The organism is Corynebacterium sp. CTNIH16 (genome assembly GCF_032821655.1).
Lineage (GTDB): Bacteria > Actinomycetota > Actinomycetes > Mycobacteriales > Mycobacteriaceae > Corynebacterium > Corynebacterium marquesiae.
This window is the reverse complement of sequence record NZ_JAVBIG010000003.1, coordinates 51,746-76,684: the sequence shown is the minus strand read 5'-3', so window position 1 is coordinate 76,684 and position 24,939 is coordinate 51,746. Positions and strand designations below refer to the sequence as shown.

The 24,939-nt window shown below is 60.7% G+C and carries 25 protein-coding genes and 1 tRNA gene; 15 read left to right on the top strand and 11 right to left on the bottom strand.

The window, feature by feature from the left end; all coding sequences use genetic code 11:
• The first annotated feature begins 4 nt into the window (after positions 1 to 4).
• Genes RAE04_RS04050 through RAE04_RS04040 form a run of 3 tightly spaced genes read left to right on the top strand, consistent with a single transcriptional unit; the run spans position 5 to position 2,280 of the window.
• A complete protein-coding gene (locus RAE04_RS04050) occupies positions 5 to 1,204 on the top strand; it encodes a molybdopterin molybdotransferase MoeA (protein ID WP_294165094.1) in 1,200 nt (399 codons plus the stop codon).
• A 9-nt stretch (positions 1,205 to 1,213) separates the two neighbouring features.
• Positions 1,214 to 1,693: a cyclic pyranopterin monophosphate synthase MoaC gene (gene moaC / locus RAE04_RS04045; protein WP_317026514.1), complete on the top strand. Its 480-nt coding sequence runs from the start codon at positions 1,214 to 1,216 to the stop codon at positions 1,691 to 1,693.
• Entirely contained in the window at positions 1,693 to 2,280 is a 588-nt protein-coding gene (locus RAE04_RS04040; protein ID WP_317026513.1) for a molybdenum cofactor guanylyltransferase, read from the top strand. The genes moaC and RAE04_RS04040 overlap by 1 nt, the downstream gene beginning before the upstream one ends.
• A gap of 236 nt (positions 2,281 to 2,516) precedes the next feature.
• Here the strand turns inward: RAE04_RS04040 and RAE04_RS04035 are convergent, their stop codons facing one another.
• From RAE04_RS04035 to RAE04_RS04025, 3 genes are read right to left on the bottom strand one after another with little or no spacing between them, the layout of a single operon-like run.
• Positions 2,517 to 3,884 carry a multicopper oxidase domain-containing protein gene (locus RAE04_RS04035; RefSeq protein ID WP_317026512.1) on the bottom strand — a complete coding sequence of 456 codons (1,368 nt, stop codon included), beginning with the start codon at positions 3,882 to 3,884 and terminating at the stop codon, positions 2,517 to 2,519.
• A complete protein-coding gene (locus RAE04_RS04030) occupies positions 3,885 to 5,063 on the bottom strand; it encodes a beta-carotene 15,15'-monooxygenase (RefSeq protein ID WP_284786653.1) in 1,179 nt (392 codons plus the stop codon).
• A complete protein-coding gene (locus RAE04_RS04025; protein ID WP_317026511.1) occupies positions 5,050 to 6,129 on the bottom strand; it encodes a hypothetical protein in 1,080 nt (359 codons plus the stop codon). Before RAE04_RS04025 ends, RAE04_RS04030 begins: the two co-directional genes overlap by 14 nt.
• 66 nt (positions 6,130 to 6,195) lie before the next feature.
• Here RAE04_RS04025 and RAE04_RS04020 point away from each other — a divergent pair, with 66 nt between their 5' ends.
• The 4 genes from RAE04_RS04020 (at position 6,196) to RAE04_RS04005 (ending at position 9,830) form a co-directional block, all read left to right on the top strand.
• A complete protein-coding gene (locus tag RAE04_RS04020; protein WP_239272903.1) occupies positions 6,196 to 6,456 on the top strand; it encodes a DUF2249 domain-containing protein in 261 nt (86 codons plus the stop codon).
• 67 nt (positions 6,457 to 6,523) lie between these two features.
• Entirely contained in the window at positions 6,524 to 7,288 is a 765-nt protein-coding gene (gene modA, locus RAE04_RS04015; protein ID WP_317026510.1) for a molybdate ABC transporter substrate-binding protein, read from the top strand.
• Positions 7,289 to 7,299: 11 nt separating this feature from the next.
• Entirely contained in the window at positions 7,300 to 9,132 is a 1,833-nt protein-coding gene (locus tag RAE04_RS04010; protein ID WP_317026509.1) for an ATP-binding cassette domain-containing protein, read from the top strand.
• A 38-nt stretch (positions 9,133 to 9,170) separates the two neighbouring features.
• On the top strand, positions 9,171 to 9,830 hold the full coding sequence (locus RAE04_RS04005) for a helix-turn-helix transcriptional regulator (RefSeq protein ID WP_317026508.1): 660 nt from the start codon (positions 9,171 to 9,173) through the stop codon (positions 9,828 to 9,830).
• Here the strand turns inward: RAE04_RS04005 and thrB are convergent.
• The 4 genes from thrB to argS form a co-directional block, all read right to left on the bottom strand.
• Positions 9,817 to 10,746, bottom strand: a complete 930-nt coding sequence (gene thrB / locus RAE04_RS04000) for a homoserine kinase (protein WP_317026507.1) — start codon at positions 10,744 to 10,746, stop codon at positions 9,817 to 9,819. The genes RAE04_RS04005 and thrB overlap by 14 nt on opposite strands.
• A gap of 24 nt (positions 10,747 to 10,770) precedes the next feature.
• Positions 10,771 to 12,114 (bottom strand): homoserine dehydrogenase, encoded by a 1,344-nt coding sequence (locus RAE04_RS03995; RefSeq protein WP_317026506.1) that lies wholly within the window; start codon positions 12,112 to 12,114, stop codon positions 10,771 to 10,773.
• Between the two features lie 174 nt (positions 12,115 to 12,288).
• A complete protein-coding gene (lysA, locus tag RAE04_RS03990; RefSeq protein WP_317026505.1) occupies positions 12,289 to 13,626 on the bottom strand; it encodes a diaminopimelate decarboxylase in 1,338 nt (445 codons plus the stop codon).
• The gene (gene argS, locus RAE04_RS03985) at positions 13,627 to 15,279 is read right to left on the bottom strand and encodes an arginine--tRNA ligase (protein WP_317026504.1); all 1,653 of its coding nucleotides are present in this window, start codon (positions 15,277 to 15,279) and stop codon (positions 13,627 to 13,629) included. It abuts the gene before it with no gap.
• A 211-nt stretch (positions 15,280 to 15,490) separates the two neighbouring features.
• On the opposite strand from argS, the gene RAE04_RS03980 reads away from it, so the two are divergent.
• The 5 genes from RAE04_RS03980 to RAE04_RS03960 all read left to right on the top strand — a co-directional run bounded on the left by RAE04_RS03980 (position 15,491) and on the right by RAE04_RS03960 (position 20,214).
• The gene (locus tag RAE04_RS03980) at positions 15,491 to 16,276 is read left to right on the top strand and encodes a (Fe-S)-binding protein (RefSeq protein ID WP_284791357.1); all 786 of its coding nucleotides are present in this window, start codon (positions 15,491 to 15,493) and stop codon (positions 16,274 to 16,276) included.
• Complete coding sequence (locus tag RAE04_RS03975) at positions 16,276 to 17,781, top strand: lactate utilization protein B (RefSeq protein WP_317026605.1); 1,506 nt, start codon at positions 16,276 to 16,278, stop codon at positions 17,779 to 17,781. Before RAE04_RS03980 ends, RAE04_RS03975 begins: the two co-directional genes overlap by 1 nt.
• The gene (locus tag RAE04_RS03970; RefSeq protein ID WP_239272894.1) at positions 17,778 to 18,398 is read left to right on the top strand and encodes a lactate utilization protein C; all 621 of its coding nucleotides are present in this window, start codon (positions 17,778 to 17,780) and stop codon (positions 18,396 to 18,398) included. The genes RAE04_RS03975 and RAE04_RS03970 overlap by 4 nt, the downstream gene beginning before the upstream one ends.
• 117 nt (positions 18,399 to 18,515) lie before the next feature.
• Positions 18,516 to 20,087 (top strand): alpha/beta fold hydrolase, encoded by a 1,572-nt coding sequence (locus RAE04_RS03965; RefSeq protein WP_317026503.1) that lies wholly within the window; start codon positions 18,516 to 18,518, stop codon positions 20,085 to 20,087.
• A gap of 53 nt (positions 20,088 to 20,140) precedes the next feature.
• A tRNA-Arg gene (locus RAE04_RS03960) sits at positions 20,141 to 20,214 on the top strand.
• A gap of 64 nt (positions 20,215 to 20,278) precedes the next feature.
• Here the strand turns inward: RAE04_RS03960 and RAE04_RS03955 are convergent.
• Positions 20,279 to 21,097: a MerR family transcriptional regulator gene (locus RAE04_RS03955; protein ID WP_317026502.1), complete on the bottom strand. Its 819-nt coding sequence runs from the start codon at positions 21,095 to 21,097 to the stop codon at positions 20,279 to 20,281.
• Positions 21,098 to 21,262: 165 nt separating this feature from the next.
• On the opposite strand from RAE04_RS03955, the gene RAE04_RS03950 reads away from it, so the two are divergent.
• Genes RAE04_RS03950 through RAE04_RS03940 form a run of 3 tightly spaced genes read left to right on the top strand, consistent with a single transcriptional unit; the run spans position 21,263 to position 23,754 of the window.
• The gene (locus RAE04_RS03950; protein WP_317026501.1) at positions 21,263 to 21,682 is read left to right on the top strand and encodes a hypothetical protein; all 420 of its coding nucleotides are present in this window, start codon (positions 21,263 to 21,265) and stop codon (positions 21,680 to 21,682) included.
• Between the two features lie 2 nt (positions 21,683 to 21,684).
• On the top strand, positions 21,685 to 22,584 hold the full coding sequence (locus RAE04_RS03945) for an ABC transporter ATP-binding protein (RefSeq protein WP_317026500.1): 900 nt from the start codon (positions 21,685 to 21,687) through the stop codon (positions 22,582 to 22,584).
• A 3-nt stretch (positions 22,585 to 22,587) separates the two neighbouring features.
• Complete coding sequence (locus tag RAE04_RS03940; RefSeq protein ID WP_317026499.1) at positions 22,588 to 23,754, top strand: ABC transporter permease; 1,167 nt, start codon at positions 22,588 to 22,590, stop codon at positions 23,752 to 23,754.
• Between the two features lie 58 nt (positions 23,755 to 23,812).
• Here the strand turns inward: RAE04_RS03940 and RAE04_RS03935 are convergent, their stop codons facing one another.
• The 3 genes from RAE04_RS03935 to RAE04_RS03925 all read right to left on the bottom strand — a co-directional run bounded on the left by RAE04_RS03935 (position 23,813) and on the right by RAE04_RS03925 (position 24,936).
• Positions 23,813 to 24,016 (bottom strand): hypothetical protein, encoded by a 204-nt coding sequence (locus tag RAE04_RS03935; protein WP_239272888.1) that lies wholly within the window; start codon positions 24,014 to 24,016, stop codon positions 23,813 to 23,815.
• A gap of 108 nt (positions 24,017 to 24,124) precedes the next feature.
• Entirely contained in the window at positions 24,125 to 24,424 is a 300-nt protein-coding gene (locus RAE04_RS03930; RefSeq protein WP_005327602.1) for a hypothetical protein, read from the bottom strand.
• Positions 24,425 to 24,429: 5 nt separating this feature from the next.
• A complete protein-coding gene (locus RAE04_RS03925; protein ID WP_284786637.1) occupies positions 24,430 to 24,936 on the bottom strand; it encodes a MarR family winged helix-turn-helix transcriptional regulator in 507 nt (168 codons plus the stop codon).
• Positions 24,937 to 24,939 lie beyond the last annotated feature (3 nt).

Below are 24,939 nucleotides of genomic sequence, written 5' to 3'. Positions count from 1 at the left end.
TCTTATGTCCACGCCCCGCAGCATCTCCGCGCACCTCGATGCCGTACTCGCGCTGGCTTCCACCCCACCGGCCGAGTCCGCGCCAGTCGACGCCTCCCTCATCGGCCACGTCCTCGCCGCTGACGCCACCGCGCGCTTCCCCGTGCCGCCCCATGCCAATTCGGCAATGGATGGCTTCCTCGTCCATGCCGCGGATCTTTCCTCCTCCGCACCATGGACCCTCCCCGTCGCCGGCGATGTGCCAGCCGGCGCGGCTCCCATCGATGTGCCCGCCGGCCACGCCGTTCGCATCATGACCGGTGCCCCCGTGGCCGATACCGCAGGAATGCTCGTCGTTCCCGTGGAGAACACCACCACCCCGGCTGGCCCGGTAGCACTTCCGGACGAGGTCACCATCACGGAGGCCCCCACCAAGTCGCATATTCGCCCCGCCGGCGAGGATATCCAGCCCGGCGCGCCAGTCGCCACCGTCGGCACGCTTATCGATGCCGCCGGCATTGCCGCGCTCACCTCCGCCGGCGTGTATTCCGTCTCGATCTTCCGCCGCCCGCGCATCGCAGTCATTTCTTCTGGCGAAGAACTCGTCTCTTCCCCAGCGCAGCTCGCCCCCGGCCAACTACCGGATTCCAATGGCCCGATGCTCGCTGCCCTTGCAGGTGCAAACGCACACGTCCACGTGGGTGATGCCCCTGCGGACCTCGCCTCTGCGCTAGATGAACTAGCCCCCTCCCACGACCTCGTCATCACCTCAGGCGGAGTATCCGCCGGCGCCTTCGACGTTGTCCACACCGTACTCGGGTGCACGGATTCCGCGTGGTTCGGGCACGTCGATCAGCGCCCGGGTGCCCCGCAGGGCTACTCCCTGTGGAATGACACCCCGGTGCTGTGCTTGCCCGGCAACCCCGTAGCGGCCTTCGTCGATTTCCAGCTCTATGCCCGGCCACTTATCGCCGCACTGTCCGGACACCCCGCGCCACGCCAGCGGGTCAACCTGCGCGCCCGGGTGGATTCGCCCCTTCCCGCCTCCCGCGGACGGCCGACCATTGTTCCCGTCACCGTAGACTTTCAGGCAGCGCCGGCCATCACCTCGCACCTGCCCCACGGCAGTCACCGCATCGTGTCGCTGGCCGGCACCAATGGCTATTGCCTCATTGACTCCAAGCCGCCGGCCATGGGCGAAGACATCACCGTTTATCTGTATTAAGGAGCAACCATGGAATTTACCCACCTGAACTCTGACGGCGCCGCCTACATGGTCGACGTCACCGAGAAGCACCCCACGGTGCGCACCGCCACCGCTGAGGGCGAGGTAGCCTGTTCCCCGGAAGTTATGACCGCCTTGCGCGATGGCACCGTGCCTAAGGGCGATGTCCTCGCCGTTGCCCGCATCGCCGGCATTTCGGCTGCCAAGAAGGTCCCCGAGCTACTTCCCTTGTCACACACCATCGGCGTACACGGCTGCGCAGTCGAGCTCACGCTTGCCGACGACCACGTGTCCATCTCCGCCACCGTCCGCACCGCCGACCGCACCGGCGTGGAAATGGAGGCTCTGACGGCCGTGAACGTTTCCGCACTCGCCATCATCGACATGGTCAAGGGCGTGGACCGCTCCACGTATATCCGCCGCTGCGGAATCGTGGCGAAATCCGGCGGCCGCTCCGGGGACTGGTCCCGCACCCTCCCGGAGTCCTAATGCTAGGCGCGGTCATCCTCGCCGGCGGCCACGGCAGGCGCATGGGCGGCGCCGATAAGGCCTCCCTTTTTGTCCACGGCACGCGCTTTATCGACCGCCTGCTCGCCCAGCTTCCCTACGGCACCCCGACCGTGGCTGTCTCCCCGCATCGCCTCGGCGTGCCCCAGGTGTGCGAGTCACCGCTCTACGGTGGTCCTGTCGCCGGCATCGCGGCCGGCGCCCAGGCGTTATCCCACTGCTCCGAGCTCGCCCTCTTCGCCGTGGATGCCCCCGATTCGCCGCTACTGCTTCCCCGTCTGCGCTCGACCCTCGCCTCCTCCACAGCCGATGCCGTACTCACCCGCGCCGCCGACGGCTACCTCCAGCCGCTGTGTTCCCTCTGGCGCGCTCCCGCGCTCCAAGCTCAGCTCGATTCCCTTCCTACGGCTCGGAGCGTCTCCGTCCGTCGCCTCATCCATGGCGCCAACTTCATCGAGATTCCCGGCACCGGCGCCGAACGCGACTACGACACCCGTTCGGAGCTGCGCGAGCTTCCTGCGTTCACTCCCTACACTGCCCTTCGCGCTCACCGGCAGCCGCTGACCTAACCCACCGCCTCCGCCCGTGAGCGCCAAGAGAAGAAGTCTCGGCCTCCGCTCCCTTCGCGCTCACTGAGAGCCGCAGCAAGCGCGAAATCGCCGCCTCCGTGAGCGCGAGGGGTGGACGAATGCACAAACCCGCCCTTCGCGCTCACGGTGGGCACCAAATGTGACCACGAACGGTCGCTGGTGAGTGCGAAGGGCGGGAAGGGCCGAACGGCGAGAGGGGCCGAACCGCAGGCGGGCTACTCGGTGACGATAAACTTGCCGTGCTGACCCTTCTCGGCGTTAGTCATGATGTGATTGACAAAGGAATAAGTACCGGGCTCGTTGAACGTCATCTCGACGAATCCTCCTTGCGCCGGGAGGAGGTCCAGAGCTTGCGAGCCGGTCGAGTCCTCATTCTTGATGAGGTAGGCGCCTTCCTTGTAGGCAGTATCGAATTGCTCGCCCACAACGTGGAAGCTCAGCGGCTGGTCGGGGCCTAAGTTGGTCAACCACAAGCGGACGGTATCGCCTACCTTGGCTTTGATGGGCTCTGCGTCATATTGGCCAGGGTAGTAATTGAAGGCCATCAGGTCGAAGCGGCCGTCGGCAACGCGCTGGGCGTCGGCGCCGGTGGATTCCTCGCCCAGGAAGACATCGGTAGCCATGAAGTTATACTCCGCGTCAACGGGCTTGAGGTTCGGCGGATCGATGATGACATTGCCGGCCATGCCGTTGGCGATGTGAAGGGACATGGGCATCGTGGAGCAGTGATACATCCAGATGCCGGAGCGGTTCGCGGTGAACTTGTAGGTCAATTCCTCGCCCGGCTGGATGGATTTCATGGTCTTATCTGGGTTGACCTCGCCGGCGTGGAAGTCAATGGAGTGGGCCATGGAGCCCTCGTTCTTGATGGTGATTTCGAACTTATCGCCCACCTTGCCACGCAGGGTGGGACCCGGGGCTTGGCCGTTGAAGAGCCAACGCATCTGCTTGATGCCGGGGGCGACCTCCACGACTTCCTCGGTCATCGTCCAGGTCTCTTTGTGCGTCTTCGTCTCAGCGGCCGGCTGCAAGGTGGCGTCAAAGGCGGAAAAATCGTCGCGCTGAGCGCCGAGTTCGGCGGCAGTTGGCACGTCTACGTGCGGATTGCTAGCTGAGGACACCGAATGGTCATGTCCTGCAGCGGCGCCGTCTCCCACGTTGACCTGGAAGGTCATGCCCTGCATCTTGTGGCCGGCGATGGTGCAATAGCCTTCCTCGGAGGAGTCGATGACTCCGGCGTCGAGTTGGACGGTCTCGCCCGGGTCAACGCGGCCGGTTTCGGCGTCGCCAATCTTAAGGTCATGGACTTGGTCGCCGGAGTTGGTGAAGTTGACCACCAGGTGGGTGCCGGGCTCGATGTCGATGGACGAGGGGGTAAAGGCCATACCATCCACGCCCACGTCAATGGTCTGCGTTTCGCCAGAGGATACCGGTGCGGCAGACTCCGTGCCCTTGCCGGTGGAATTGATCACCGCGAGCGCGATGACCGCCGCCAGCGCGATGCCGATGAGCAGCCACGAGGCCCACGATGAATCCTTCGGCGCGGGTTTTTCCGCAGGTTGTGAGGAAGAAACGCTCAGCATTTAACTCTCCAGTCTTTTCTGTAGGTAGATGGCTCGGCCGACGGCAATAACGTTGGCGGCAAGGCCTATCCCCATCATGATAAGCCCGGCCACGGTAGCGCCTAGCAATGTCAGCAGTCCGCCCACGTTGATGAGCAGCAGACGGGCGTAGCCGGTGCGCTCAGTGGTATCAGGGCGTGCGCCGGTAAGGATGGGTAGCAGGTGGTGAAGGACTCCGGTGACCAACTGCAAGAGGCCGGCACCGAGGAAGGCGGGCAGCAAAACCAGGGTGATGGTGCGCGGGTAAGCGCCCACCGCTGCGGAAATGGCGTCACCGGCACACAGCGCCAACATCCACAGCAGTCCGGCGATGACGGCAACGGTGGCGGTGGTCAGCCGCGGCGAGCGGCCCATTACGGTGGCAAGCACCGGCTGAATGACGAGCACCGCCGCGAGGACCACGAGCAGTTGGGCCACGCCTGCGACGCGGCTAAGGCCCACCGCGTATAGCGCCATCGCCAAGGACAAGCCAACGCAGTGCACGATGAGCGCGCGAGTACACCGCGCGCGAGCGGTGGGTGAAATCGCGGTGGCCGATAGCGTGGGGAGCAACGTGACCACCGTGCCGATGACGGTAAGCCATGCGAAGCCCCAGATCATGCCGTGCGAGTGGGCGCCGACGAGGAGGGAATACTCGCCTACCCCATTACCGCTGAGGATGACAAGCACCACGGAGGCAATCATGAACACGGCCGCCGCGATATAAAAAGGCACGGTCACGGCAAAAGAACCAGACAATGAGCCGCGTAGGCGCCGCGCGACGAACCACAGATGCCAGGTGAGGGCGGCGATGATGAGTATAGAGGCGGCGTCGGCAAGCGGGCCCCAGTCATACCCCGCCCTATCAATGAGCAGCAGGATTAGCCCGAGCTGCACTAGGCCCACGCGACTGCCGACGCCCCGATAGTCCCCACCCGCAGTCCGGGTCAACGCCTCAGTGAAATGGGTGGAAAAGACGATGATCGCCGTGGTCAGCGCGCCAATGGTAAAGGGGTGGATGATATCCCACCACACCACAGGTGCACCCAAGGATGCGGCAATGAGAACGCCGAGGCCAATAAAGATCCACAGGCCAATAATGGCGGCGCTCAGGGTATGCCAGCGGCCGCGCGCGGCCAGGGATACGTCATGAATGCGCACGTCGCGCCTCCTTCGCAGTCAAGGAAATGCCGCAGGCGAGAAAAATTAACACTGCGAATATCGTAACTACCCCGCCGGTGTGGAGGGCAGTGGTGTGCTCGGCGCAATCGGCAAGGAGGCGCAACGCGAGGCCGCCATGTAAGAGCACCACCGGCACATAGAGCACCGGGTGGTACGGCAATCTGCGGCGAATCACGGAGGTGAAGATGATAGGAGCGTGCGCGAAAATCATGGACATGACAAAGCCCAAGAAGATGGCGTGCACTGAGGCATCATAGGCAAAGCCGGTGGACTGTCCGTGCAGCAGCCAGAGGTAGCCGCCGAGGGCGAGCCAGCCGTAGCCGGCCAACATGCACGCCGCCGAGTAGCGCGGCAGGCCGTGAGAGCGCACCAGATTCTTGGCCACGTCCACCCGCGCGGTGGCCGCAGCGATGGCGATGAGCACCATGCCCATGGCGCGATAGCCCGCCGCAGGGGCAAGCACGTAGATGACGCTGGCCGCCGCCAGCCCCAGAACTAGGAGGGTCAGGTGGTTTTCGGCGCGGGTTCCGGCCATGGTGACGCGCGCTAGTTCCATGCGCTCGCCGATGATGGTGGCCACGGCGTAGAGGACACACAACGGCATCGCCGCAGCGAACCCGGGGCCCATGGCCCACAGTGCAGCGGCTGCTACTCCCCCGATTACGCCAGCTGCCTGCACCAGGATTGCGAGGCTCGCCTGGCGGCGATAGATAGTGGCGTAAATGAAGCCAAGGACAAGGAAGCTGGCGGCAAAACACACTGCGGGGACCGCACGCGGCAGGCCGGCGAGAATGCCCAGTACGCCGGCGACGTGGCATACGGGCCCGGCCCATGCCCACGAGGTGCGCACAGCGACGGTGCGCTCCAGTCCGATGGCTCCGCCCACGAAGCCGAAGACCATGAGCGGTCCGTGGTCGGCGGCAAAGGACGCGCCAGGGGTGGCGGTCAACCCCAAAAGAGTGGCGCCCGCAGCTAGGCCCACCAGCAGCGATAGGCCAGCGAAGGCGAGGAAGATGAGGCGATGCGCCACGCTATTATTTTGCACGGGTTTTATCGTACTAATATTGCTAACAGAGCGAAAACCGCACCCCTTAAGAAAGGACTACAAACCATGCAACTGCCCATTTCCGATGCCAATAAGCCACACTCCATCCCGACCCTGAACGCCTCCGAAATTCCGCACGCCGTTCGCCACGGCGCCATCCATGGCGCGCTGGGCACCCTCAACGTGGGCGAATCCATGATCCTCATCGCCCCGCATAATCCAGTTCCACTGCTCAAGGAGGTCGAGGCTCGCGAGGAGAGCTTCGAGCTGGACTACCTCAAGGAAGAAGAAAACGACTTCCACATCAAGTTCACCCGCGTGCGCTAAACCCTCGCAGGGCGGAGGGCTATCCTGGATAGGTCACACTCTCCACTGTAGAAGGAGCCCTCCGCAGATGAAGAAGCGCGCCGCCGCACTCCTCGCCGCCATCGCATTCGCCCTTACATCCTGCGCTCCCCCAACTTCAACGACCTCCGCCCAAGACGCGGATGCTCCTACGCTTAATGTCCTGGCTGCGTCCTCCACCCGCGTCATCAATGAGAAACTCACTCAGCGCGCAGGCCAGCTCGAGCCGCCAATGAATCTGAGCTTTGACAATGGCGGCTCCTCCGATCTCGTGAGCAAGCTGCGCGAGGGCGCCCCAGCAGATCTTCTCCTAACGGCGTCCAAGAAAACCATGGACCAAGCAGTCGAAGACGGCACCGTCACCAAACCTAAGGTGCTTGCCACCAACGTCATGGTCATGGTGGTGCCTAAGGGAAATCCGGCCACTATTCACTCGCTGCAGGATCTTTCCCGCGCCCGCCACTTTGTGCTCTGTGATCCGCAGGTACCGTGCGGCGATATCTCCTCTCAGATCATCGATGACAAGCACCTCGACGTTCACCCCTCCTCCCAAGAGCGCCAGGTAGCGGACGTTTTAGGAAAAGTTTCCGCGGGTGAAGCCGATGCCGGATGGGTGTATTCCACCGATGCCGCCGCAGCTGGCGATGATGTCGAGGTAATTGACATTCCTGGGGCGGACAAATTCGCCAACCAGATCGTCGGCGCAGTCACGGCCGAAGCCGAACACCCCAAGGAGGCGCAAGAAATCCTAGATCTTTTGGCCACTGACTTTGATTCCACCTGGCGCGAGCTCGGCTTCCAGCAGGCAGACTAGTCTCTATCTCTATGTCTTCCCCACAACCCATCCGCCTAAAGTCCCCGCTGCTCATCGGCCTTATTGGCCTCATTGCGGTAGCCACCATCATTGTTCCGGTGGCGGCCCTCGGGCTGCGCGTGCCGTGGGATCGCATCGGCGACTACCTCGCGCGTGACGAGATCCGAGACATGCTACTCATCTCAGTGGCAGCCGCCTTCCAATCTATGGTCCTTGCGCTCGTGCTGGGTTTGGGGCTGGCCCTGTGGGTGCAGCAGCTCGGCCGCGGCAGCGCCGTAGTACGCCTCTTGGTCTACCTCCCTCTGGCCATGCCACCGGTGGTGGGCGGCTTGGCACTTACCGCAGCTTTCGGCCGCAAGGGGTATCTGGCCCCACTTCTCGACGCCCTAGGTATCCACTTCGCTTTCGCCTTCCCCGGAGTCGTTTTGGCACAGACCTTTGTGGCACTGCCCTTTGTGGTGGTGGCGGTCGATTCGGCGCTGCGCCAGCTAGACCAGGAAATCCTCGCTTCTGCGCGCGGCGTGGGCTTGGGGCGGTGGGAGATACTCGGCAAAATCACCCTGCCTTCTATTGCGCCCGCTTTGGCGACCGGTGCCGGCTTAGCCTTCGCCCGATCCCTAGGCGAATTTGGCACGACCCTAACCTTCGCCGGCTCGCAGCCGGGGGTTACCCGCACCATGCCGCTGGGCATTTATTTAGAGCGCGTGGTCGACGCGGACGGCGCTTATGTACTTTCGGCGCTGCTCATCAGCCTGGCATTACTATGCCTGGCACTGGCAGGCTTGCCTGTCCTGCGGCGGAGGCACTACCAACCGCGGGCGCGGAAGTTGCACACCTTCGACGTCGACAAGCTGCGCGAGCTCACCCGACCCGCTGAGGTTCCGGCCGTTTCCGTGAAGGTCGATGGGGTGCGCACGGACTTTTCCCCACGCGCTATTACCGCCATAGTGGGCCCAAACGGCTCCGGTAAAACCACGCTCATAGGGCGCATTGCCGGGCGTCTGAGCGGCGGGGAGATCTCCCCGGAGGGCGCCGACGTCGTCTTGCTCACCCAGCGGCCGGGGTTGCCGCCGCGCTCGACGGCCGTGGAGGCGGTGGCCATGGTCACCCGCGATAAGGTACGTGCGCAGGAGCTCCTGGCGGCAGCGGGATTGCACGAGCTTGCCGACGTCCCCGTTCCCGCCCTCTCCGGCGGCCAAGCCGCCCACGTGGCGCTGGTGCGCGCGCTAGCCGCACGGCCGGCGGTGTTGATTGTGGACGAGCCCCTGGCCGCAGTCGACGTGAAATCGGCCGAGAGATGGCGCCGCTTCTTGCACGCGGCCTGCGCAGACCGCACCACACTGCTTGTTACCCATGATGCGCTCGATATTGCGCACCTAGCGCAGGACATGCTGGTCATGGAATCCGGCCAGGTGCGGGCGCACGGCGCAACCGCGCGTCTGCTTGAGGCACCGCCGACAGGATTCGTTGCGGCGCTAGCGGGTCTTAACCGCCTCGAGGGAACCGTAACCGAGATTGGCGCGTCCGCGGTAGAAGTCGCGTGCGGCGATATTACCGTTCTGGCGGCCACGGAGCATGCGTCTCTTGCGCCCGGCCAGAAGGTGGCGGTGACCTTTGACCCGCATGCGGCTACAATTGGCGCCGCGCAGGAAACGTGCAATCAGTGGACGGTGCGAGTCCTTGCAGTCGAGGCCACCAGCCTCGCGGCGATGCAGCTGCGCGTTGATCTGGGCGGCCAAGAGGCGTGCGTACCGATAGACCGCGAGTTCGCTTTAGACGTTGAGGTGGGTAACATCGTATCCTTAACAGTGTCTAAAGCAAACGTTTTTATCCACCCCAACTAATATTTCTGTTTTCGCAGATCCCAAGGCGGATTTCCACCATGCCTGATTCACTTCCCCGGCCCACCACCGAACTCTTTCCGGAGGCCCTCAACCTCTCGCCCAAGCAGCGCGAGGTGCTCACCGCTGTGCAGCGCCACCCCGAAGGCGCCAAGGCCGGCACCGTCGCCGAGGAACTAGGCATGCACGTCAACACCGCCCGCGGACACATCGATGAGCTGGTCAACGCTGGGGCCGTCAACGTAGTCTCCGCGCCGAGTAAGGGCCGCGGGCGCCCCTCCCTCATCTTTCGGGCCCGCGTACCGGATAATAAAGCGGTGGCAGAGGAATACATCACCTTGGTGGAAGTGCTTACCACGATGCTGGCGGATAAGGAAGAGCTTGATGACGCCGCATCGACCAAGGCCCTCGAGATGGGGCGACGCTGGGCGCGCACTGCGGGCGCGGATGCCTCCAATGGTGCGCTCGATACGCTCTTTGCCACCCTGCGCGATATGGGCTTTGATCCTGCCACCAAGCCTGATTCAACCGACATCGAGCTCCATGCCTGCCCGTTTGTCTCTTCGGGGCTTAAGCCTTCGCCGTTCCTGTGCGCGGTACACGCTGGCTTCCTGCAAGAAACCAGCGATGAAGACACCACCATTAACTTGGTGCCACGCCAGCCTCACAACGTGTGCAGGCTGGAAATTAAGCCTGCGTAAGCTCCACCCTGACGGGGCCGGCGACGGTGAGATCGATGACGCGGAGGTTCTGTTCGCGGGCGTCGGCAAGAATGCCCTCATCGATATCGTCGGTGTGCAGCACCATGACGGTGGGGCCGGCTCCGGATAGGTAGGCCGCATAGCCGCGATTGCGCAGGCGGTTGACCCACTCCGCGGTCACGGGAAGCACATCCGCGCGGTACGGCTGATGCAGGCGATCGCGGGTTCCCTCCCACAGGAGATCCGGGTAGTTCTGCAACGCCGCCACCTGGACCGCGGTGCGCGAGACGTTGAACGCCGCATCCGAATGCGTCACGTGCGACGGCAAGACGCGGCGCACCGCCTGGGTGGAGGCATGGAAATCTGGCACGAGCGCGGTGGCGCGGATATCTTCGTGCACCTTGATGGACGCGGCGCGGTAGTCCGGCAAAGAATGGCCGTCGACGGGGACATTTGTCCACGACACCACGACGTCGCCCAACACGGAGGCGGCGGCATTATCGGGATGGCCCTCAAAGGCGGAAGAAAGCTGCACCACCTGCTCCTGGGTCAGGGGGCTTCCCGCCAGCGCATTGCCGGCGGCCACGCCTGCCACTGCGGCGGAAGCGGAAGAGCCCAAGCCGCGCGACTGCGGGATAGTATTATGCGAAACCACGCGGAGGCCCGGCACGGTGGCGTCGGCTGCCGAAAGCGCGGAGCGAATCGCCTTGACCACCAAATGGGAGCCATCGCGCGGCAGATCTTCTGCACCCTCGCCGAAAATCTCCACCACAAGGCCCGAGGTGGTGACCTCTACCTCGACCGTGTCATACAGGCTCAGCGCCATGCCCAAGGTGTCATATCCTGGGCCAAGGTTCGCCGTGGAGGCAGGAACGGTCACAATTGCCTTGGTGCCGACTTCAACTTCGATACTCATAGCTGTCCAGTCTATTGCTCCGGGCTAGCTGCCGAGGCGGATTACGGAATGAACAGCCTTGACCTCTTCGAGCTCGCCCAAAGCAGCCACAATGGTATCCAAGGTGGCCTCCTTGGCGGCATGGGTGACCACGATGAGGCGGGCGGTGTCCGCGCCGTCTTCCTGGCGCACGGTGCGCAGGGAAACGTCATTGTCGGCAAAGACAGCGGAGATGGCGGCCAGCACACCGGTGCGGTCTTGGACTTCCATATCGATGTGGTAGCGGGTTTCTACCTCACCGAAGTCTGCGATAGGTAGGTTGGCATAGGTATTCTCGCCCGGTGCGCGACCGCCGTGGACGATATTGCGGGCTGCCCCGACGACGTCGCCAAGCACGGCAGACGCCGTAGGATTGCCGCCCGCGCCGTTGCCGTAGAACATCAGGGAACCTGCGGCCTCTGCCTCAACGAAGATGGCATTATAAGACTCGCTCACGGAAGCCAACGGGTGCTCCTTAGGCACCAAGGTGGGGTGTACGCGGGCGTTGACGGCCTCGGAGCCGTCCTCACGCTGGAGGCGCTCGCAAATGGCCAGTAGCTTGATGGAATAGCCGGCATCATTTGCCGCGGCGATATCCGCGGCGGTGACCTTGGTGATGCCCTCGCAGTGGACGTCCTCGAACTTCACTCGGGTGTGAAAGCCCAAAGACGCCATGATGGCAGCCTTAGAAGCGGCGTCGTGGCCCTCGACATCCGCGGTGGGATCGGCCTCGGCATAGCCTAGGCGGGTAGCCTCTGCCAGCGCCTCGTCATAGGAAGCGCCCGTGGACTCCATCGCGTCCAGGATAAAGTTGGTGGTGCCATTGACGATGCCGGAGATGCGCTCTACCTGATCGCCGGCCAAGGACCGGCGCAACATGCCTACCACTGGGATGGCAGCGGCCACGGCAGCCTCGAAGTAAAGATCTACGCCGGCGCGGTCGGCAGCTTCTGCCAACTCGTCAGCATGCGCGGCCACTAGGGCCTTGTTGGCGGTCACCACGGACTTTCCCGAATTAAGTGCGGCGAGCACCAGCTCGCGCGGGAAGTCAATACCGCCAATTACCTCAACCACGAGGTCGATATCATCGCGGGCGACAAGCGCCTTGGCGTCATCGGTCAAAAGGTCCTGGGGCACGCCTGGGCGCAGCTTATTCTTATTTTGGATGGCTATGCCGCGAATCTCGGCTGGACCACCGATGCGATGAGCAAAGGCATCAGCATTTTCTCCCAGCAGACGGAAGACCTCAGCACCCACGGTGCCAAAGCCCAGCAGGGCGATGCCAACGGTCTCGCCCTCGCCCTTGCCGGAATGCTTGTGTGCCTGAAGCTCGCTAGTAGATGCAGCCATAATCCGTCTCCATTGTGCGGTTGGGGTAAAGGTGTTGTGCCCGCTAATTGCGGATACAGAACACTATACAGAACAAGCTGTCTACTTTCGCCGTAAATGGGTCTATACATAGAAAATCCCCCGTCACAGGGCCTGAATTAAATTAGGCCTTATGACGGGGACCGAGTGCCTAGGCTAGTCCACTTCGAGGGAAAGAAGATCCTCGATGGTCTCTCGGCGCAGCATAGGCTTAGTCTCGCCTACGCGCGTGGCAACGACCGCCGGGCGCACCGCACCGTTATAGCGTGAGGACATCATGTACTGGTAGCCGCCAGTCGCCGCAAAGGCGATCAAGTCCCCCGGCTGGATATCATTGGGCAGCTCGCCGTCCTGAAGGAGAATATCCCCGGACTCGCAATGGAAGCCCACCACGCGGGAGGGCACCTCTTCCCCATCGCTAAAGCGGTTGACCACCCGCACGTCATAGGCCGAACCGTAGAGCGCTGGCCGGATATTATCTGACATTCCACCATCGACGGAGATATAGCGACGCAGCGGCAGATCCGACTTGCCAGTTTCTACATCCTTGACGGTACCCACGCGATAGACGGTCACCGCCGAGCCGGCAACCAAGGAGCGACCGGGCTCAACCAAGAGGAAGGGCGCCTCAATGCCCAACTCCTCTGCGGTGTGCTTGACCGCGCCGAGCATATCGCCGGCCACGCGCTCGATATCCAGCGCCTCCTCATAAGGCATGTAGGGAATACCAAAACCGCCGCCCAGATCGAGCTCTTCCAACGTCACACCCAGCTCGGTATAAATCTGGCGGTACAGCCCCATGACGCGCTCCGCAGCAAGTTTGAAGCCCTCCGCATTAAAGACCTGGGATCCCACGTGGCAGTGCAGGCCGCTCAGGTGCAGGTTATCCGCCTCCAAGCAACGCTTGGCCGCAGCAAAGGCCGCGCCCGTGGCGAGCGAAATGCCGAACTTTTGGTCCTCATGCGCCGTGGCGATGAATTCGTGCGTATGCGCATCAACACCCGGCTTGACGCGGATCATCACCGGCTGGACCTTGCCGGCCTCGCCTGCAATGCGATTGAGTTCTTCCAGCTCGAGCTCGTTGTCAATGACCACGTGGCCCACGCCGGCGTCTACGCACAAACGCAGGTATTCATCGTCCTTATTGTTGCCGTGCGTAGTGATGCGCTCGGCTGGAAACTCTGCGGCCAAGGCAATCTTGAGCTCATTGAGCGAGGCCGCGTCCAAGCACAGGCCTTCCTCATTAACCCAGTTCACGATCTTCTTTGAGATGAAGGCCTTGGAGGCATAGTGCACATGCTCGGGTCCACCGAACGCGCGGGCCATGTCCTGGCAGCGGGACCTGAAGTCATCTTCATCGAAGACATAAAGTGGGGTCTGGAATTCCTCCGCCAAATCCGGCAGCGGAACACCAGCAATGGTTACTACGCCGTCTTCCTCGCGCTTTGCATTGCGCGGCCAGACGTGGGCCGGCAGCTCATTGAAGTCCGCCACTTACATCTTCTCCGGGGTGCTTACGCCCACCATGGTCAAGGCATTGGCCAAGACCACGCGGGAGGCTTGCGCCAACGCGAGGCGGGCGGCGTGAATAGGAGCTTCATCCTCGCCCGCCTTGGGCAGGACCTGGCAGGAATCATAGAAACGGTGGAAGACCGCAGCGAGGTCCTCGGCATAGCGGGCGATGCGGTGCGGCTCGCGCAGCTGCGCGGCTTCTTCCACCACGGCCGGGAACTCGCCTAGGGTGCGGATGAGGTCACCCTCGCGATCATGGGTGAGCAAGGAGAGATCCGCACTTTCCGAATCGACGCCCAGCTCGGCTGCCTTGCGGCCGATGGAGCACAGGCGGGCGTGGCCGTATTGCACGTAATACACCGGATTATCAGAAGACTGGGATTCCCACAGACCCAAATCAATATCGATGCTCTGGTCCACAGAAGAGCGCACCAGCGAGTAACGCGCGGCATCTACGCCAATAGCCGAAACAAGGTCTTCCATGGTGATGACTGTGCCCGCCCGCTTCGACATGCGCACCGGCTGGCCATCGCGCAGCAGGTTGACCAGCTGACCAATGAGTACCTCCACCGCATCGGCGTCATAGCCCAGCGCTGCTGCCGCAGCCTTCAGCCGCGGAACGTAGCCGTGATGGTCCGCGCCGAGCATATAGATATTCAAGTCATGACCGCGGTCAAACTTATCGGCCACATAAGCGATGTCGCCGGCAATATAGGCCGCATTGCCATCGGATTTCACCACTACGCGGTCCTTGGAGTCGCCATAGTCGGTGGACTTTAGCCACCAGGCATTCTCTGCCTCATACAGATGGTCCTCTGCCTTGAGTTTATCCAAAGCCGTGTCAACGGCACCCGATTCAAAGAGTGAATTCTCGTGGAAGTACACATCGAAATCCACGCCAAACTCGTGCAGGGATTGCTTGATTTGCGCGAACATCATCTCCACGCCATCCGCACGGAAGGCCTCTTGAACCTCATCGGCAGTGCCTTCGAGCGCGGAAGGATTTTTTTCCACCACAGCGGCAGCAATGTCTTGAATATAGGCACCACCATAGCCGTCCTCTGGGGTCGGCTCCCCTTTAGCTGCGGCAACCAAGGATCGGGCAAAACGATCAATCTGGCCGCCGTGGTCGTTGAAGTAATACTCGCGGGTAACCTGCGCGCCGGATGCTTCCAATACGCGGCCGAGAGAATCGCCCACAGCCGCCCAACGAGTACCGCCCAGGTGAATCGGTCCAGTCGGATTAGCGGAAACAAACTCCAGATTTACTTTCTTGCCGGTAAAGGAGTCATTAGAGCCATAATCCTGGCCCGCCCGCAGGATTTGGGCAACGATCTCTCCCTGTGCATCGGCAGCAAGACGAATATTAATAAAGCCCGGGCCGGCAATATCTGCTTCAGAAATGGCCTCATCATCCGCGAGCGCCGCTGCCAGCCAGCCGCCTAGCTCGCGTGGGTGAGCACCGGCCTTCTTAGCTACCTGCAGCGCCACGTTGGTGGCATAGTCACCGTGCTCAGGGTTACGAGGTCGCTCTACAGTGACCGTTTCAGGCAAAACGGAGGAATCAAGGTCGTGGTCCGCCATAACCTTGGTGGCGGTTTCTTTGATTAGTGTGGCCAAATCAGCTGGAGTCATGTCGCACGATTCTAGTTCACTGAAAAGACGAGTGTGAAAAGGGCTATAGCAAAAAGTTCGCCTTTGCAGCACAAACGGTTGATAGCAGTTTTCTGCAACACTAATATTGCGAAATAATTGCTGGTCAAGCGGGGGATGTATTACACACGTACTGCTTAAAAGGAGTAGGGTTGTGGCTACCCCCATGTAAAAAATCAACGAGGAGCACCGTATGCGCATTGCGCTATTTTCCACTTGCATTGGTGACGCCCTTTTCCCGGACGTACAAAAGGCAACGGCATTGGTTCTCTCCCGCTTGGGCCACGAGGTGGTCTTCCCGGAGGAGCAGACCTGCTGCGGCCAGATGCACATCAATACCGGCTACCAGAAGGAAACCCTGGGAATGATCCGCTCCTATGCGGATGCCTTTGCCGATCCCTCCATTGATTATGTCGTCGCGGCCTCCGGCTCCTGTGTCGGCGCCGTTCGCGAGCAGCACGAGCGCATCGCTGACCGATTTGGCAACTCCGCCGACGTCGACGGCGCACGCAAGACCACTCAAAAGACCCTGGATCTCCCAGAATTCCTAGTGGATGTCGCCGGTGTGACCAACGTCGGCGCATTCTTCCCGCACCGCGTAACGTACCACCCCTCCTGCCACGGGCTGCGCTTTTTGAAGCTCGGAGACCGCCCATTGCAGCTTCTCCAGGAAGTAGAAGGAATTGACCTAGTCACACTTCCCAATAAGGAAGAATGCTGTGGCTTCGGCGGTACCTTCGCCATCAAGAATGCAGAGGTATCCCGTGCGATGGTCACCGATAAAACCCGCCACGTTAAGGAAACCGCGGCTGAATACGTTACCGGCGGTGACTCCTCCTGCCTGATGAACATCGGTGGTGCCCTGAGCCGCCAGCGTTCCGGTATCCGCGCCGTTCACATGGCTGAGATCTTGGCCTCAACCAAGGAGCACCCATGGACTCCTACCTCCGCCGCTTACTCCAAGGAGACGATGCTCTAATGACCTCTTTCCTCGATACCACTCCACCGCGCGCGCCGGAAGGCTACGGCAATTTGCGCGGCAGCAAGGCTTTCGTCCCGCTGGCTCACGTTGGCCTTAATAACGCCACCCAGCGCCACAACCTGCAGCACGCTACCACCACCATTCGTGAAAAGCGCTCCAACGCTGTAGAAGAGCTGGACGATTGGCAGGAGCTGCGCGCTGCAGGTTCCGCCATCAAAGAAGATGTTGCCGCTCGCATGCCCGAACTGCTCGAGCAGTTCGAAGAGGCAGTCAAGGCTCGCGGCGGCGTTGTCCACTGGGCACGCGATGCCAAGGAAGCCAACCAGATCATCGAAGGTCTCATTCGCGCCACCGGCGAGACCGATGTGGTCAAGGTTAAGTCCATGGCCACCCAGGAAATCGGCATGAACGAGCACCTGGAGGCAGCGGGCATCAACGCTCGCGAGACCGACCTCGCAGAGCTCATCGTGCAGTTGGGCGAAGATAAGCCGTCCCACATTCTGGTTCCGGCTATCCACCGCAACCGCGCGGAGATTCGCGATATCTTCGTCAACAAGATGCCAAATACCGATGACTCCCTGCAGGCAGAGCCGGCAGAGTTGGCTGAGGCTTCCCGCCAGTTCCTGCGCGAGCAGTTCATGAAGGCCAAGGTTGCCATTTCCGGCGCCAACTTCGGCGTGGCAGAAACCGGCACCATCAACATCGTGGAGTCCGAGGGCAATGGCCGCATGTGCCTGACCCTGCCAGAGACCCTCATTACCGTCATGGGCATTGAGAAGCTAGTGCCAACCTTCCAGGACTTGGAGGTCTTTCTCCAGCTGCTGCCACGTTCTTCCACCGCAGAGCGTATGAACCCGTACACCTCCATGTGGTCCGGTGTTACTGAGGGCGATGGCCCGCAGAACTTCCACTTGGTCCTGCTGGATAACGGCCGTACCGCGGCCCTGTCCTCCCCGATTGGCCATCAGGCTCTCAAGTGCATCCGTTGCTCGGCTTGCCTGAATGTTTGCCCGGTCTACGAGCGCGCCGGCGGCCACGCCTACGGCTCCGTCTACCCTGGCCCGATCGGCATTTCCCTGACGCCGCAGCTGACCGGTATGAAAGACCACAACGATCCTTCCGCCAGCCTGCCTTATGCATGCTCCCTGTGCGGCCGCTGCGACGAGGTGTGCCCGGTGAAGATTCCGCTTTCCGACGTCATTTTGGAAAACCGCCACCAGAAGGTCACCCACGCCACCCCACCAATCGAGCCGAAGCTCTTCAACACCATTCAGCTGCTGTGGAGCAACCCGAAGCTGTGGAACAAGGCAACCCACATGGTCGCCTTGGGCCGCATCTTGGGTGGCACCAACAAGACCATCGAATCCCTGCCACTGTTTATGTCCGGTTGGTCCGAAGGCCGCGATACCGCGGTTCCGCCAAAGAAGTCCTTCCGCCAGTGGTTCGAGTCCGAAGAAGGCAAGGAGCTTCTTGCCGAGGCCCGTGAGGAGTCCCAAAAGTGAACGCAAAGCAGGAAATCCTAAGCCGCATCCGCTCCGCTCAGAAGCAGGCTGGTCTGCCCGACCACGTTGATGCCCCGCGCGACTACCACCACGAGGGCACCCTGAACGCGGACGAGCTGCGCGATATGCTCATTGACCGACTCGAGGATTACAAGGCCGAGGTGCACGTCACCGAGGAAGGCGAGCTCAAGCAGGCCATCGCCACGATCCTCAAGGACCGCGAGTGCAACGACATTCGTTACGCCGAAGGCATGGACGCCACCCTCTTCGAGGGCTTCGACGCCAAGCCGGACGATAGGTCCGTCGATCCGCGCACCCTGAACGAGACCGACGCTGTGGTCACTTATTCCCACGTCACCTCCGCCCAGACCGGCACCATCGTGCTCCAGTCTGATGAGCGTTGCGGCCGTCGCGCGCTCACCCTGGTTCCGGATCGCCACCTGTGCATCGTCTACCAGGATGAGATCGTCTACGGCATCCCCGAGGTCATCTCCCGTATGAACCCGGAGAAGCCGGCAACGTGGATCTCTGGCCCGTCCGCTACCTCTGATATCGAGCTCGCTCGCGTCGAGGGCGTACACGGTCCGCGTGATCTCATCGTCCTCATCGTCAAGTAGGTTGCATAGCCCTCCCCCGGCCGGTGAGGGCACCCACCTACTGTGAATATGATGCCAAAGGCATCAAGAAAGCATAGGCTAGGTCTACCAATAATTTTTATTCTGGAGACCTAACCTATGCTTTCTTTTTCTTCTAAACTTGCGGCCACGCTCGGTGCTGCTGCGGTCGCCATTGGTGTTACTGCACCGATTGCCACGGCCGCGCCACAAGACACCAAGCCCGCCATTTCCTGGGAAGACTGCCCAGAGCAGGTGGACATCGACAGCGCCGAGTGCGGCCGCATCGAGGTCCCTACGTACTACGACAACCCTGATGCCGGCACCATTAGCGTCGGCTTCGTGCGCGTTCCCGCCGCCAACCCAGGCGCCCGCCGTGGCGCGTTGTTTACCAACCCTGGTGGCCCAAGTGGTGATGCCTATATGTGGGCTGGAAATACCGCTGTTCCGTGGCCGCAGGCCGTGCGCGATGAGTGGGACACCATCGGCGTACAACCGCGTGGCCTGCCCGGCTCTACCCCGGTCAAGTGTGATGCCACGGCCACCAGCGATCCGATCCAAGGCAGCCTCCAAGTAGGAAAGCTCACCCGCGATGCCTGTGAAAAGAACACTCCGGGCTATACCAACTCACTGACCACTGCGAATACCCTGCAAGATTGGGAAATGGTGCGCCGCGCCTTGGGCGAAGACAAGATAGACATCGCCGGTACTTCCTATGGCACCTATCTCGGCTCCGCCTACGCCACCAAGTATCCAGAGCACACCGGCAAGGTCTTGCTAGATTCGGGTATGAGCCCCAAACTGGCGTGGAATGGCATCTTTGCTTCGCAACAGCGTGGCTATGAAAAGGGACTGCACGATCTCTTTGGGTTCATTGCTAAAAATGACGCCAAGTACCACCTCGGCACCACCCCATTGCAGGTCTATGAAAAATGGTCACAGAAGGTAGCCCGCGAGGCCGGCGTTCGCCCCACGGTCTTGCCACCGAACGCCAAGATTGGTGACCTGCCTCCAGGCCTCGAGTTTGCCGGTCAGCCTGGTGCGGACATTATGACCGCCACCGGCCCACTGCGTGTGCAGGCAGAGTTCCTCACCCAGAAGATTCAGCACCCCAACGCCGTGCAAGTGTTCTCCCCGCTTTTGGTCATGACGCGCGACCTCGTCCCGATTCCTGCACAGTGGGATGCCTTTGCCAAGCACCTAAACGGCAGCGAGCCCATGGATGCTGGGCAGCCCGACCCGGAGGCGCTGCGCAAACATCAAGAGTCCGTCGCTCAAGCGATGAATATGCAAAACCTCATCGTCTGCAATGAAAACACCGTGCCCGGCAATCCGCTGCTATACCCGAGCTACCTGTGGACCAACTTCGTCAGCGTTGATCCCTTCACCCTCATCAACTCCCTTTACGGCTCCGGCGCGGGCTGCGGTGGCCGCGCGCCGGTCACGGGCCAGGCGCCTCTCGACGGCTCTAAGCTGGCCACTAAGCCCCTCCAGATTCAGGCTACGGGCGACCCGCAAACGCCGTACCAGTATCACACGAGCCTTTCCCAGCCGATGCAGTCGCGCGTGGTCACCGTCCATGGCCCCGGCCATGCGCACTTTGCCTCTGGGAATAAGGTGGTAGATGACATCGGCGTGCATTACCTGCGCACCGGCGAAGTCACTACTGCCGACGCCCCCGGGTTGATTTAGTCTCCCACTGGCACATGCGCTAAAATCACATCGTTGGGAATTTTCCCAGCGATGTCTCCGTAGCTCAGCGGATTAGAGCATCGGTTTCCGGTACCGAAGGTCGCAGGTTCGATCCCTGTCGGGGACACATTCACCGCTGACCACCAGGACTGTCTGGTGGTCAGCGGTTTATCTATCTTCCGGCCCGCTAGCTATGCCCACTCCGGGTTGTCGGTATCCACCCCCTGTGCCTTAGCTGCATGCTCAATCGCGTCTGCCAGCCACTGCGCCAACCCCTCCTGCTGAGTTTCATAGTGGGCACGGAAGCGTTCGTCAGCTACGTAGCCGCGCGAGATTAGGAAGTGCTTCGCTGGCGTGACGGGAAAGAAGGCGCTTAATGCTTCGCGGTGCTTTTCGACGATCCCCTGGGCCTCCTCCGACCCCGCAGCCACACCGCTCGCTACGGCCTGGGCCAGCTCTTTTTCGACCTCAGCGACTCCGGCTTGCGCATCGCTCCAGTTTTCCTTCGACCAGCCGGCAGTGCGCTGCTGATACACAGCCCAATCCTCACTCGATCCATAGGCCTCCTCGGCTTCTTGTTGATGCGCGGCGAAGTTGGCATCGCCGACAATCTGTCCGATTTCTTCCACAGTGAGCTTTCGGTTATTCATTGCATCCTCCATCAGGGTGTCAATTGCTGCCAGCATGTCAGTAAGGCTGTCGCGCTGCGCGAGCAGGCTCTCCTTTTGCCTCCGCAAATGTTCTAAGTCGGAGGCACCTCCATCTAGCAGCTGCCTAATATCAGTCAATTTCATACCAGTAGCGCGGTAGATCAGAATCTTCTGCACACGGGCGCAGTCTTCTTCGGTGTACAGCCGGTAGTTGGACCAGCTGCGCCACGTGGGAGATAGCAAGCCTTGTGCCTCCCAGTGATGCAAGGTGCGCACCGTAATGCGAAAAAGCGCTGCTACCTCGCCAACGGTATAAAGAACTTCATCGATGTCGTCCATGATTTCATTGTCGCGCCTCACGCTGCGTCAGGGTCAAGGCCAGAAAAAAGTTGCAGAATCTCTTGCCAGAGTGTTGGGTTTATGCAACACTTGGGTGCATGACAGCAAACGACGCCCCCAGTTTCAACAACGATCCGCGCCAAACGGTTCCGCCGTCCCGGCCCCACCCGTGGATTAATCGCGTCAATGTATGGCTGCGTAGTCATATCCGCGATTTTCCTCATCATTGCCCTAGCATTTTCCGCCTATTGGGCCCTCTTTGCTACGTCGATAACAATCGCACTGTCGTGCATCCCGTGGACCATTCTGCGAATTTCCATCGACACCAAGGACACAAAACCTCTGGCCGCCCTCGATGAATACGAGGCCCAAGTGCTGGACCACTGGCGGCAAAAGGCGTTCAAGCTGTCAACGACATTGCTATTCTTCGGAGGATTGGCTGCTTTCGCATCTAATTTTCGGTTTTTGAACGGAGATACCTTCGAAATAAATAGCACCAAATTTCTGTTAGGAGTCGGCTACTACCTGCTTTTTAGCTACTTCATCTCTGGCACCTTGCCCGCTGTCGGCTACGCACTGACCTTCAACCAGAACTCGGAGGACTAAACATGCCCACCTTGACCATCGACCACCTCAATAAGTCCTTCGGGGAGACTCAAGCCCTGCGGGATATGACCTTTAGCGTTGGCGAAGGCGAAATCTTCGGCTTCGTCGGCTCCAACGGCGCTGGAAAGTCCACCACCATGCGCATTGCGCTTGGTGTGCTGGCGAAAGACTCCGGCGAAGTCTATTTCGATAACGCCCCAATTAATGACGATAATCGCCGCCGCATTGGCTATATGCCGGAAGAGCGCGGCCTCTACGGAAAGGAACCGCTGCTTAGCCAGCTGGTCTTCCTCGGCACCCTGCACGGAATGGATAAACCCGCCGCCAAGCGCGCCGGCACTGAGCTCCTAGAACAGTTAGGTCTAGGCGAGCGGATGGACGATAAGCTCGATGACCTGTCTTTGGGCAACCAGCAGAGGGTGCAGCTGGCAGCCTCCCTCATCCATGATCCTGACATGCTGATTCTGGACGAGCCCTTCTCCGGCCTAGACCCGGTTGCGGTCAACGTCATGTCAGACATGCTGCGCGAGCGCGCCAACCGCGGGGTGCCCGTCATTTTCTCCTCGCACCAGTTGGACCTAGTGCAGCGCTTGTGTGACCGCGTGGGCATTGTGACGAAGGGGCAGATGGTGGCTGAAGGGGGCGTCGATAAGCTGCGCAGCCAAGGCCCTCCCCGCTTTGAGGTCGTTACCCCAGCGCGCGGCTGGTATCCGGAAGGCACGGAGCTGGTGGAAGAAAATGCCGATGCCGTAGTGCTCCAAGCCGATCCCGCCGTAGATGATCAGGCAATCCTGCAGGCAGCCCTAGCTGCAGGCCCAGTGCATTCCTTCGGCCGCAAGATCCCAGACCTGACCGAGCTTTTCCAGGACGTCGTCACCAGCAACCAGAATGAGGAGGCCTAAGCCATGCAGTATTCCGCAATGAAGACCATCGGGGTTGTAGCCAAGCGTGAGATGGCAGTCGCACTGAAGTCAAAGATGGTAGTGGGCACTATGCTGCTACTCATCCTCGGCGCCATTATCGCACCCATTGCTATCAATTTCTTCAGCGGCGATGACGAACCGGATTCCGTAGCCATCGTGGGGATGGAAGCGTCTGCCTTTGATGATTCCGGTATCGATGCCACAGAGGCAAAAGACCGCGCGGAAGCCCAGCAATTGGTGGAAAATGACGAGGCCGATGCCGCCCTAGTACCGGCAGAGAACGACGGTTGGGATCTCCTAAGCAAGGGCGATACGCCTGCCGCGGTAACTACCACGGTCAACCAAATCGTTGCTTCTCAAGCACAAGCAACGGCGCTGGATAAGCTCAATATTGACCCGCAAGAGTTAGAAAAGGCTACCCCGTCCACCACGGTCAATCAGGTGAACCTGGAAGAAGAGGACGGCACTGAACAAAAGTTGGCCGGCGTTGCCACCGTCATGATCGGAGCCATGGTCGTAGTCTTTTCCGTCATGACTTTCGCTGGTCTGATTGGCGGCCGCGTCACCGAGGAAAAGTCCTCCCGCGTGGTGGAAATTATCCTATCTTCCGTGCGCCCAGCGGACTTCCTGGCCGGCAAGATTTTGGGCAATACCATCATCGGTTTCTTGGCCACCCTCCTCATCTTGGGCGGCGGTGCAATCTCGCTTGCTGCGACTGGACTGGCTAATGACATCGAGCTGGACTATGGCTTGGTAGCGATCCTCCTTGTTGGCGAGATTCTAGGTCTGCTTTTCTTTGGCAGCCTCTACGCTGCAGCTGGCTCGATGGTGCAGCGCACCGAGGATCTCCAGTCCACGCAGACACCGATTCTGTTCCTTGTCTTTGCCACCATGTATGTACCGATGTTCGGCTGGATGCACCTGGATGCCACGTGGATGCAAGTCATGACCTGGTTGCCGCCGGTGTCCATGCTGGTCGCTCCGCTGCAGGTGGCCGGGGGCAACCTCAGCTGGTTGGGCTTGCTAGCTAGCTATGTGCTCATGGCTGTGGTGACCGCACTGATTATCGTGCTAGTCGGTCGCATCTACCGCCGCGCCATTTTGAATAATGGACGCAAAATGACTTGGCGCCAAGCCTTGGGCAAATAAAAATAATCCGGCTCCCCGCCCTGTGCAGGGGGGAGCCGGATTCTTCTATGTGCCGAAGCTACTGAGTAATGAACTCATTGGTAATCGGCTGGGTGATGTCTAAGGTGCCGTGCTCGATGTAGTACATGCCGAGGAACATGGCTGCCAGCATCACTACGGATAGCAGCATGGAAGGAATCCACTGAAGGAATACTGGAACCCAGCCATTGCCCTTATCGCGAGCTGCTGCTTCGCGCTGTTCCTGAGCCTCACGCTCGTTCATAATGATAAAACCTTTCGATCCACCGAGGATTAACTACGGATATCTTAACAGTTAAGTGCTTACAAGGCCGCATTCCTCGCACTTTTGATTGACGCCGAAGTCCGAACTCTAGATCCCCGGGTCCTCGTTATTAAGCAGCGCTTCTACGAAAGACTCGCGATCCGCGAGCATGCGCTCGATGTCTTCCTCCGCGCCTACGATCCACAGCTCGGTGTCTTGGTCGTAGGTCAGCGCGGAGTCTGGGTACGCCTCTAGCGCCTCTTCCATTGCGGCGACTTGTTCTGCGCTAGCCGTATCCTCCAAGTGTGCCTCGGGGTCGCCGATTCGCGGGCTAAGCTCCTCCAGCGCGGTGATGCCGTAGGTTTTATATTGCTTTTTTGGGTGCTCAAAGAGCTCTTGGCCCATCATGAAGCTTAATCCTTTCCGTGTAGTAGTGAATCCGGCACATACCCCTCGTAGCCTGGCAGGTTAGTCACCTGCACAACTCCGGTGAAAAAGCGCTTAAGCGCCGGGATATCCTCGGGCTGCAAGTGATCAAAGACCATGCGCCGCACCGATTCCACGTGTTCGGGAGCGGCGCGGCGTAGGTGTTCTAAACCGGCGTGCGTTACGCACACATTGATACCGCGGGCATCGTCCTCGTCCGGTTCCTTAAACAATAGGCCGCGCTTTTCCATTCGGGTTACCTGGTGCGAGGCCCTAGAGCGGTCCCACTCCAGCTGTGTGCACAACTCGCGCAGGCGCAGGCGCTGTTCGGGTGCCTCTGAAAGAGCGACTAAGACGGCAAACTCGGAGGCAGAGACTTCCCCACCGGCTTTCAGCGTTTCATCCATTCCCCTATCTATTTTGCGCATAGCGGCAAGCAACAGGCGCCATAGCTCCTGTTCTTCGTCGTCTAACCAGCGAGTTTGATAAGGCATGGG